Annotated in this window: 8 protein-coding genes; 2 read left to right on the forward strand and 6 right to left on the reverse strand. The window is 47.5% G+C overall.

From position 1 onward, the window contains the following. Window positions 1-3: 3 nt before the first annotated feature. On the forward strand, window positions 4-912 hold the full coding sequence (locus tag LDL18_RS02095; protein ID WP_296506666.1) for a hypothetical protein: 909 nt from the start codon (window positions 4-6) through the stop codon (window positions 910-912). Between the two features lie 56 nt (window positions 913-968). Here LDL18_RS02095 and LDL18_RS02100 read toward each other — a convergent pair whose 3' ends face one another. Further along, window positions 969-3,149, reverse strand: coding sequence for a thioredoxin family protein (locus LDL18_RS02100; protein WP_296506652.1), 2,181 nt, complete (start codon window positions 3,147-3,149; stop codon window positions 969-971). Between the two features lie 234 nt (window positions 3,150-3,383). On the opposite strand from LDL18_RS02100, the gene ggt reads away from it, so the two are divergent. Then, complete coding sequence (ggt, locus tag LDL18_RS02105; protein ID WP_365974542.1) at window positions 3,384-5,075, forward strand: gamma-glutamyltransferase; 1,692 nt, start codon at window positions 3,384-3,386, stop codon at window positions 5,073-5,075. 140 nt (window positions 5,076-5,215) lie between these two features. On the opposite strand, the gene ctrA is transcribed toward ggt, so the two are convergent. The 5 genes from ctrA to LDL18_RS02130 form a co-directional block, all read right to left on the reverse strand. Then, complete coding sequence (gene ctrA, locus LDL18_RS02110; protein ID WP_296506656.1) at window positions 5,216-5,920, reverse strand: response regulator transcription factor CtrA; 705 nt, start codon at window positions 5,918-5,920, stop codon at window positions 5,216-5,218. 186 nt (window positions 5,921-6,106) lie between these two features. Beyond that, window positions 6,107-6,802, reverse strand: coding sequence for a hypothetical protein (locus LDL18_RS02115; protein ID WP_296506658.1), 696 nt, complete (start codon window positions 6,800-6,802; stop codon window positions 6,107-6,109). Between the two features lie 9 nt (window positions 6,803-6,811). Further along, window positions 6,812-8,086, reverse strand: coding sequence for a toxic anion resistance protein (locus LDL18_RS02120; RefSeq protein ID WP_296506660.1), 1,275 nt, complete (start codon window positions 8,084-8,086; stop codon window positions 6,812-6,814). Window positions 8,087-8,169: 83 nt separating this feature from the next. Further along, entirely contained in the window at window positions 8,170-9,090 is a 921-nt protein-coding gene (gene era, locus LDL18_RS02125; RefSeq protein WP_296506662.1) for a GTPase Era, read from the reverse strand. A gap of 195 nt (window positions 9,091-9,285) precedes the next feature. Then, the coding region (locus tag LDL18_RS02130) for an aminotransferase class III-fold pyridoxal phosphate-dependent enzyme (protein WP_296506664.1) at window positions 9,286-10,000 on the reverse strand (715 nt) is incomplete at its 5' end.

A 10,000-nucleotide genomic window follows, 5' to 3' on the forward strand; every position in this document is an offset into this window, starting at 1 on the left:
TATATGATGCAAAAATGGAAGAATACGGATGTGCATGGCCTAAAAAGCATCATTGGTGAAGAACTGACAAAGACGGTTTTGCCGGAAATATCTGATATGGCGGCGGCTATTGCTGCACGGCATGGCTCTTCACGGGCTGTTCTTTTCTATGGATCGGCTTTGCGGGCAACCAGTCTTGATGGGCTAATGCTGGATTTTTACCTGATTGTTGATGATTATCATCAGGCTTATTCACATCGTTGGTTGGCATGGGCAAATAAAGCGCTACCGCCCAATGTTTTCCTTTTTCGCTATAAAGATTTAGTCGCCAAATATGCGGTGCTGACGCTTGCCGATTTTCGACGACTAGCTTCACTCGAAACCTTGTCGGTTTCGGTCTGGGCGCGCTTTGCCCAACCCAGCCGATTAGTCTGGGCAAAGGATAAAGATTCTGTCACTGCAACAACCGCTGTTGTGGCTTGTGCTGCACCCACTCTTTTGGAAGCGGCGGCACCTCTCTTCTCAGGGTCAAATGATCCCCTTGACCGCTGGCGGGAAGCCTTCCGTTTGACCTATCAGGCTGAATTGCGGGTAGAAAAATCGGACGGTCGGGCTGATCTGATCGTGGACAGCAATCCCGAATATTACCGCCATATCACCCAAGCGGTTGTGGCTCATATCAGCCGGAATTTACCCAGCCGTAAACAGGCTTTGCGCTTATGGGCAAAAAGAAGGTGGCGCGGCAAATGGCTTAGTATTTTTCGTTTGGCCAAAGCCAGTTTCACCTTTGCTGGGGGGCTTGATTATCTTGCATGGAAAATTAACCGTCATGCTGGCACCAAAATCATCATCAAGCCGTGGCAACGTCGTTTCCCGATTGTTGGGGCATTAACGCTTCTGCCTCGCTTACTCGCGAAAGGCACTGTGCGCTAATGGCTTTAAAAACGCGCCTGAAATGAAAAGAACCGGCTGTTTAGGCCGGTTCTTTTTTATTTCCCAATATCTTGTAATAAGCCTGTTGTCAGAATTTGCGGCAATATCTGAATTTCGCCATTCACAGGATAATAAAGATAAAGCGGGATGCCCGAACGGTGCATCTTTGACAGAAAACGGGTGATTTCAGGATCACCATTTGTCCAATCGCCGTGCAAGGTAACAATACCCTTCTGCCGGAAAGCCTGACGGGTGCTGTCACGATCAATCGCCATTTTCTCGTTGACCTTACAAGTCAGACACCAATCTGCCGAAAAATAGATGAAAAGCGGTTTTTTCTGGCGATGTAATTCTTCAACCGCTTGCTCACTAAAAGGCTCAATCTCCAGCGCATCTTTAGCGCTTTCAACTTTAGCCTTTGTTTCACTGACAATCGGATGAGCAGGGGTAAAAGAACCAATCACCACTGAAAACAGGATCGCTATCGCTGCAGGTAAAAAGCTGTAATTTTTTCCCTTATGCTGGCGTTTTCCTGTCCACCACAACCCTGTTGCCGATATCAGGCAGATACCGAAAGCGACAATCAAACCATCCGTTCCGATCTGATGCCCTAATGTCCATCCCAACCACAAGGCAGTAATAAACATCGGAATAGCCAAAATATGGCGCATCGTGGCCATCCATGCCCCAGGTTTTGGCAATAATTTTCGTATCGGTGGGATAAAGCCAATAGCCAAAAAGGGCAGCGCCATACCGATACCCAGTCCGGCAAAGACCATCAGGGATTCAATCGGTGACAAGACCAAGGCAACCCCGATCGCTGCCGCCATAAAGGGGCCCGTGCAAGGGGTTGCAATAAAGGCTGCCAAAGCGCCCGTGGTAAAGGCACCTAAAAGGCTATCCTGTTTTGGATTGGTACCGCTGTTGAAACTCGGAAGCTCAAATAATCCGGCCAGATTAAAACCAATCATGGCGGTTAAAACCATCAAAGCCAAAACGATATGAGGATATTGTAACTGGAATGCCCATCCGACGGCATGACCCCCCGCTCGAAACAAAAGAAGCGCTGCGCCCAATCCCAAACAGACCATAATCACACCGGCACTATAGGCCGAGGCTTCTAACCGATGAGCTTTTTCAGGGGCATGGGTGCGGGCAAGGCTCAAAGCCTTCAGGCTCAAGATCGGAAAGACGCAAGGCATAATATTTAAAATTAGCCCACCCAAAAACGCGCCTGCCAAAGCCAACCATAACAGCTTGCCACTATGCCCTTTCCCTACAGAGGGCGCTTCACTTTGCGCTGTATTCTGTTGCGGGGAAGCTGGCGCTTTGGCTTGGCCTTCTTCACTTGATGCCGTTAAAATAACGGGGTTTTTATCCGGTAAAGTAATCTTGCCTTTTTGGGCATTAACCCAAAAACCCTTTCCGTCTTGTAAACGAAGAACACCCGTTATATCCGCCGGAATAGAGGCTTTCTCCCGCAAGGGCAGGGTAAGGAAAAGGGCGTTACCCTCACGAAGCAAACGCTGATCGGCACTATAATCAAACACGCCATCTTGTGACGGGAAAAACCACACTCCATTGGTCGTGCTATCAATCTTTTCGGTTTCGGGATAATCCAGTTTCAGAATAATCTGATTCTGTTGTTGCGCAAATAAAGCCTGTCTTCCGGCCGTTTCTGGTAACGCTCGTCGAAAAACCTGAAATAACTGGCTATTATCGGCTGTGATTTCACCTGTCCCGATATGCAGTAATAAATGACGCTCGGCGGTTTCTGGTACACAGCTGATATCAGTGCAGGCCAACCAATTTAACTGTGCTGATATCGGCAAAGCGGTTCCCACAGGCAATCCAGCCGGAATATCCAAATCAATTAACAAGCGATAATCATGCTGATAGACATAGCTCATTAAACCGGCGATTTTCATCTTTTCCGGTATCGGATACTGGATAGCCGAGGCTTTGATCTTATAGGGGAAATGCCAGATTATTTCGGTTTCTTGTCCGGCATCACCCCCATTTTTCCAATAACCATGCCAGCCTTGATGGGGCTTCATTTCCAAGGCGACGGTCACCTTTGTCCCTGCTTTGGGGGTTAAGGTCTCTGCGATAAATTGTGGCTCGATATGCAAATCGCTATCGGACAAAGTCGCTGCAGAAAGGGGATAGAGGAAAAGGGCTAAAGCCCAGCAAAAAAGGCAGCCAAAGGCGCGGTAAACGGAGGCCAATATCGTCATACCTCTCACGGTAACATTTCTTTTTATGAAAGCAAGAAAGAACAAGTTTAAGAGAGTTCTATCGCAAGTTTATTAAGGGCTGGTCGTTCAGAAATCTTTCTTGTAGGCTCCTTCCGTCGGCGTTTTTCAAAGCCCCATCCCAAGACAGAAAGATCAAAAATGGTTTCTCTTCGGCATCGTCCGTTTCTGACAGCTTTTTCTGCGCTTATTGCTTTTTCAAGCAGCCATCTAGCCGTGGCACGTCAAACCCAAAAACCGGTGACGGTCACAAAAGAAATCGACTGGTCTGACGTTGCCCATCTTCCTAAAAAATCAACAGCCTCTCACGCCATGGTGGCGGCGGCCAATCCTTTGGCCGTAAAGGCTGGATATGATGTCTTGAAAGCGGGGGGTAGCGCCGTTGATGCAGCGGTGGCTATCCAAGCCGTTTTGGGGCTGGTTGAACCACAAAGTTCAGGCATCGGCGGCGGTGCTTTCATGACCTATTATGATGCCAAAACCCATAAAGTAACGGCCTATAATGGGCGAGAAACCGCTCCGGCGGATGCTACGCCTGATATGTTTTTGGATGATAATAAAAACCCTATTCCGTTTAAACAGGCCGTTATTTCTGGTCGTGCCACGGGCGTTCCGGGCGCTATTGCGATGCTGGAATTGGCACAAAAAGAACATGGCATCCTGCCATGGCGTCAATTATTTACGCCTGCGATTGCCCTAGCCGAGCAAGGCTTTACCGTTTCTCCACGCCTTGCCAGCATGATTAACGGCCATTCCCCCGAAGCCTATACCGAAGACGCGATCCGCTATTTTGTGAAAGCTAACGGAGAACGCTATCAGGCTGGTGATATTTTAAAAAATCCTGATTATGCCAACAGCCTAAAATCCATCTCCGAAAAGGGTTCCGCCGCCTTGCTCACGGGCACGATTGCACAGGCGATCGTGGATAAAGTCCATCAAGCGCCTTTGGCAGGCAGTATGACGATGGCCGACCTTGCCAGTTATCGCCCGAAAGAAAGCGCCGCTTTATGTAAAGGCTATCATCTCTATGTCATCTGCACGCCGGATGCGCCTTCAGGCGGCGTTGGGTTGCAAGAGGCTTTAGGCTTGCTCTCACATACCGATATTGATCGCCGCAATGCCGATGATCCGAAAGCATGGTTAGAATTTGCTGAAGCCAGCCGTCTTGCGTATGCTGACCGTGATTATTTTGTTGGTGATCCTGATTTTATCAAAGTGCCGGTCACCGGATTATTAGACCCTCATTATATCGCAGAAAGGGCAAAATTGATTGGCGATAAAGCTAATCCTCAAGCCCCCAGCCACGGCAATCCCAAAGGCGCGCCCAGCTATAGCCTAGATGCAACGGCTGAACCGGGCGGCACAACCCATCTTGTTATTGTCGATAGCAAGGGGAATGCTGTCTCGATGACGACGACGGTTGAAAATATCTTTGGTTCTGGCCGTATGGTGGGCGGTTTTTTCCTAAACAACCAATTGACCGATTTTTCTTTCTCGCCACAGGCCTATGATAATACACCGGCCGCCAATGCTGTTGCGGGCGACAAACGTCCCCGTTCAACGATGGCACCGACGCTGGTTTTTAATCAGAAAGGCCAATTTGTCGCTGCCTTGGGTTCACCGGGGGGCAGCTCTATTCAAGCCTACAATCTGAAAGCAATTGTAGCCCTTCTTGATTGGCATATGCCGGTTGATAAAGCCTTGGCGCTTCCTAATCTGGTCGCCCATGGCACGCTTTTCCTTTCCGACCCATTCCCTGCCAAGGTGTCACAAGGCCTGAAAGATTTAGGCGTTACGCTCACACCAGCAGAGCATGAGGAATCCGGTCTTCAAGCGATTATCAAACGGGATAACTATTACGAAGGCGGTGCCGATATTAGAAGAGAAGGCACGGCTGTCGGATTCTAAGACATAAAAACACCCCTGTAATCAAAGCGATAACGCTCTAGCTACAGGGGTGTTTCAATTGGATTCTTAAAAAATAGCCTGCGGATAGATATAATTCTTATCGTAACCGATCTAAATTAAACGAATGTGCAACAGAAAGGTTACGCCTGCTGGCTTTCCAATTCGGCATGTTCTGTTTCGCGCAAGATGTAACCGCGTCCCCAGACCGTTTCGATATAATTTTCGTCAGGATAGGCTTTATTCAGCTTTTTCCGCAGTTTGCACACAAAGACATCAATAATTTTTAATTCCGGTTCATCCATCCCACCATAAAGATGGTTCAAGAACATTTCTTTCGTGATGGTGGTGCCTTTTCTCAAAGACAGCAATTCCAATATGGCATATTCTTTACCGGTCAAATGGACAGGCTTGTTATCAATCTCGACTGTTTTGCTATCAAGATTGACGGTTAAACGGCCTGTTTTGATAATTGACTGGGAATGGCCTTGGGAACGGCGAACAACGGCTTGGATACGGGCAATCAATTCTTCCTGATGGAAAGGCTTGGTCAAATAATCATCAGCCCCAAAGCCCAAAGCCCGCACTTTGGATTCCATTTCGGCGATACCGGACAATACAATGATCGGCGTTTTTACCTGCGCCGTCCGTAACGTCTTTAACACTTCATAGCCATGCATATCGGGCAAATTGAGATCAAGACAAATGATATCATAATCGTAAAGCTTGCCTAGATCGATGCCTTCTTCGCCAAGGTCTGTTGTATAGACATTGAAACGCTTTTTCGTCAGCATCAATTCGATAGATTTCGCCGTTGTCGGCTCATCTTCTATCAATAAAACACGCATTCTCCATTCCCCGTTATAGCTGTCATACTATTATTATAGTTGACAGGTTAAGTATGCCCCCTGCCATCAACTATCTTTTTCCTAGATATCTCCGTATCTTTGATGAAAAAGAAAGAAAGCCAGCATTCCATGCATTTTTATTATGTGATCAAAAAGAAGAATGCTGACATCTATAATAATTTACGATCAAGATTCTGTTTTATATTTTAACTCTAAAAAGCGCTGCTGAGTAGCCAATTTATCAAGATCATGATGGGCAAGCTCTTCTTCTATGCGACCTAGTGCCTGATTGATCACATCTAGGCCGGTTGCAAGCTGTGAATCGGGGCTATCCAGACCAGCGCGTTTCTGTGTTCTTAAGTTAACGGGTATTTCGACATAGCCTTTAACCAATTCTGGCATTTCTTCACTGACCAATTTTCGCATCTGGCTCGCTGTCGGGTCATCTTCCGGCAATTTTTCGGCGACAGAGGACAAATGCGATAATTTATCAAGGATAGATTCTGCCAAAGAACGGGCAGGCGGCGGTAAAGCCTGTTTCTGGGCTGACAGCCATGAAGCAGCCTGCGTCGGTAATTGTTTTAAAGACTGTTTTTGCAAATTTTCAATTTTGACCGGACGCGGCAAGGGCAAGGTCAAGGGTGCCAAAATACTCCCCAAGACCAAGGCCGCAAAAGTTAGGATAATACCGGAAATGCCCAACGGATGGATGAAACCGATAATAAAGGCGGCCAGTATAATCACCGCATCCGTAATACATAGCCGCTTTAGCCGCCGTCCCAGCAGGCTTTTCTTTGCAAAGGCGCGGCTTGCTTCCTGACCATCCCGAAGCCTTGCCAAAACAGCCTGCGCTTCCAAAAGTATTTGCTGATTACTGGCCATTTATTTCCCTTACAAAGGCTTGAACGGGTCTCCTGTCGGAAGTGTTTTAGAAACATCTTCCGCTGTTTGTGCCTTTTTGTCCTCTGCCTGCATTAACTGTTTCATCGCTTGGTCTTGACCTTGGCCTGACCCTTGCGCTCGCGCAATATAACCGCGTGATTTCTCGATTTCGTCAGACAAGACATCAACTGTCTGTTTCATCGAAGACAAGGCTTGGACTTTATATTGGTCAATAGAATCCATGGTTGCATAGATATTGCTAAAGGCACGCTTCAGAACATCGAGCGGGATCGTGGCCGAAGCCGCTTGTTTCTGAATCTCTCCGGTCTGGTTTCTCAACATTTCGCCAGTGGAATCGATAATATTCGCCGTTGTGCTGTTCAAAGCATTGATCTGTTCCAAAACCAATTTTTGGTTGGTTAAGGCCTGTGCCACGGTCACGGCTGTTTTTAAGGCGGCGACTGTCGTTGTCGAGGCGCGATCAACCCCTTTAATCAGTTCGATATTATTTTTTCTGACCAAATCTAATGCCAGATAGCCCTGAACACTGACGGCTAATTGGGTCAAAAGGTCAGTGACCCGTTGCCGGACATAGAAAAGCGCGCTTTCTCGCAAGGTCTTGGATTTGGCAGGATCGCTGATATCCAGTTCATGACTTTTGGCTTCCAACTGGCTATCCAGCGTTTTCGCCATATAAATCATCTGTTCTAGACGCTCCAACGTCGCCCACAGGGTCTGGCGTTCAACATCAATCGCGGCATTATCTTTCAACAATTCATCTTTACCGCTTTCAAGACTGGCAAGAATGGTGCTGATATGGGATTGTGCCGATTTATAGCTGTCGAAATAATCGCGGAGCTTATTTCCAAAAGGAATAATGCCAAAAATCTTCTTGGGCGCGGTTAAATCACCGCGTTTTCCGGGATCAAGGTCTTCAATCACGCGCCGCAACTGGGCAAGATTGGAACCAATGGGGCTACTGCCATCCATGGCCTTAACCGGTCGATCCAAAAAACGATTGGATTGATTGGCGGCTTCCCGAATTTCATTGCGCCCCAGATTGATAATAGAATCAACCTTTTTGCCAAATTCGGGACTATTGGGATTTTCGGCAACCAATTCTTCAATAAAGCCGCTTACCTTGGCTTCAAGCTGGTTTTTTTTGCCATCATCCAATGGGACTAAACCATCGGCTTTTTCTGTTGGAACTGATGGGACAGGATCAGGGGGAGTCAGCTTTAAATCAGCCTTATTCTGACTATCGACGTTATTTTCTGTAACCATCAAGCGGCACTCCCCAACTATCCATCTGTAAAATCTGGCCTTTTATTTCCGGTCTTCAAGAGACGAAAAGAAATTTAATGCTTTTACTTGACCCATTCCAAACCGATTTCATTATAAATGTCGCGATCTTCATCCCATCTCGGGCTGACTTTGACATGCAGGAATAGGTGGACTTTACAGCCTAAAATCTGGGACAATTCGGCGCGGGCTTTACTGCCGATTTCTTTCAGTCTTGCGCCATGATGACCAACAACAATCGCCTTTTGGGAATCGCGGGCGATCAAGATTTGCTGATGAATAGCGACCGAGCCGTCTTTCCGTTCTTCATATTTTTCGGTTTCAACCGCTGCGGCATAGGGTAATTCATCATGCAGTTGTAAAAAGATCTGTTCGCGGGTGATTTCCGCTGCCAACATACGATCCGTGACATCGGACACCTGATCTTCGGGGAAATGCCATGGGCTTTCCGGCATCATATCCGCCAAAGAATGCTTAAGATCGGCAACCCCGTCACCCGTGGTGGCTGAAACCATAAACAAGGCTTCCGGCTTAATCGCTTCATAAAGCTTTTGTGCCAAAGCCAGTAATTCAGCTTTCGGGGTAATATCGACTTTATTCAGAATAATAACTTTAGGCTCTTTACGGGCAGAAACGGCTTCCACCAAAGGCTCAATCCGGCGGGTAAGACCAGAGGAGGCATCAACCACCAAAGCCACCAGATTGGCACCTTCGGCACTGCCCCAAGCGGCAGCGACCATAGCACGATCAAAACGCTTTTTCGGGGTGAAAATACCGGGCGTATCCACTAACAAGATCTGGGTTTGATCCTGTAAGGCAATACCCATTAAACGGGCGCGGGTTGTCTGCGCCTTGGGGCTGATAATGGCAATTTTCTGGCCAACCAACGCATTAACAAGGGTTGATTTACCGGCATTCGGCGCACCCACAATGGCGACCAGACCGCAATGCTGGGCATTCTCTAAAGGCGTATTCGTATCTTTCATTCTTTCTTCATAGAGAGAAGCGGGGCGGAAAGGAATAGCGCTTCTTTTCCGGCATTATCCTTCTCTCTTTTTATTTGTGATAGAGGCATAATCACCATTCAAATGACAAGCTCTTTTCGCAAAGACGTTAATAAAAAGGCCGCCTGCCAAAACAGAACGGCCTTATGAGATTAAATAGAAGCAAGCTGACGGCTATTACCGACCTAATTTGGTCAGGCTGCGATCAAGCGCTCCAGTTAACCAATCAATATCACCCGTTTGGAAGGCCAAAGGTGGCCGCAATTTCAGAACATTACCATAAGGCCCCGCAACCGAGGTCAGAACATGTTCATCGCGAAGCGCTTCGATCAGATCCAGTGCCAAATCTTTATCCGGTTCTTTGCTCTTGCGATCTTTCACCAATTCAAAACCGATGAACAGACCCGCACCCCGAACATCTCCGACGGATTCATGCTTGTCTTGCAGTTTTTTCAGTTCACCCAAAAGTTCAGCCCCGACTTTTTGGGTATGCGCCTGAAGATTTTCTTCCTTGATGACATTCAAAACGGCCGAGGCCGCCGCCATTGAAACCGGATTGCCGCCGAATGTATTAAAATAAGGCACATGGTTACTAAAGGCTTCCATTACTTCCTTGCGGGCAAAAAGACCGGAAACCGGAATACCATTCCCCATCGGTTTTCCCGTTGTGACGACATCAGGGATCAAGCCATGCCGACCAAAGCCCCAGAAAGATTCACCTGTTCTAACAAAACCGGGCTGAACTTCATCGGCAATAAAAATACCACCATTTTTATGGACGACATCAATCGCCTCTTTCAAAAATCCGGCTTCCCCCGGCAAAACACCATCCGAAGAGAAAATCGAATCCGCCATAAATCCAGCAAATTTAATGCCATGGGCAGCCATATCA

The organism is Zymomonas sp., from assembly GCF_020216885.1.
GTDB lineage: Bacteria > Pseudomonadota > Alphaproteobacteria > Sphingomonadales > Sphingomonadaceae > Zymomonas.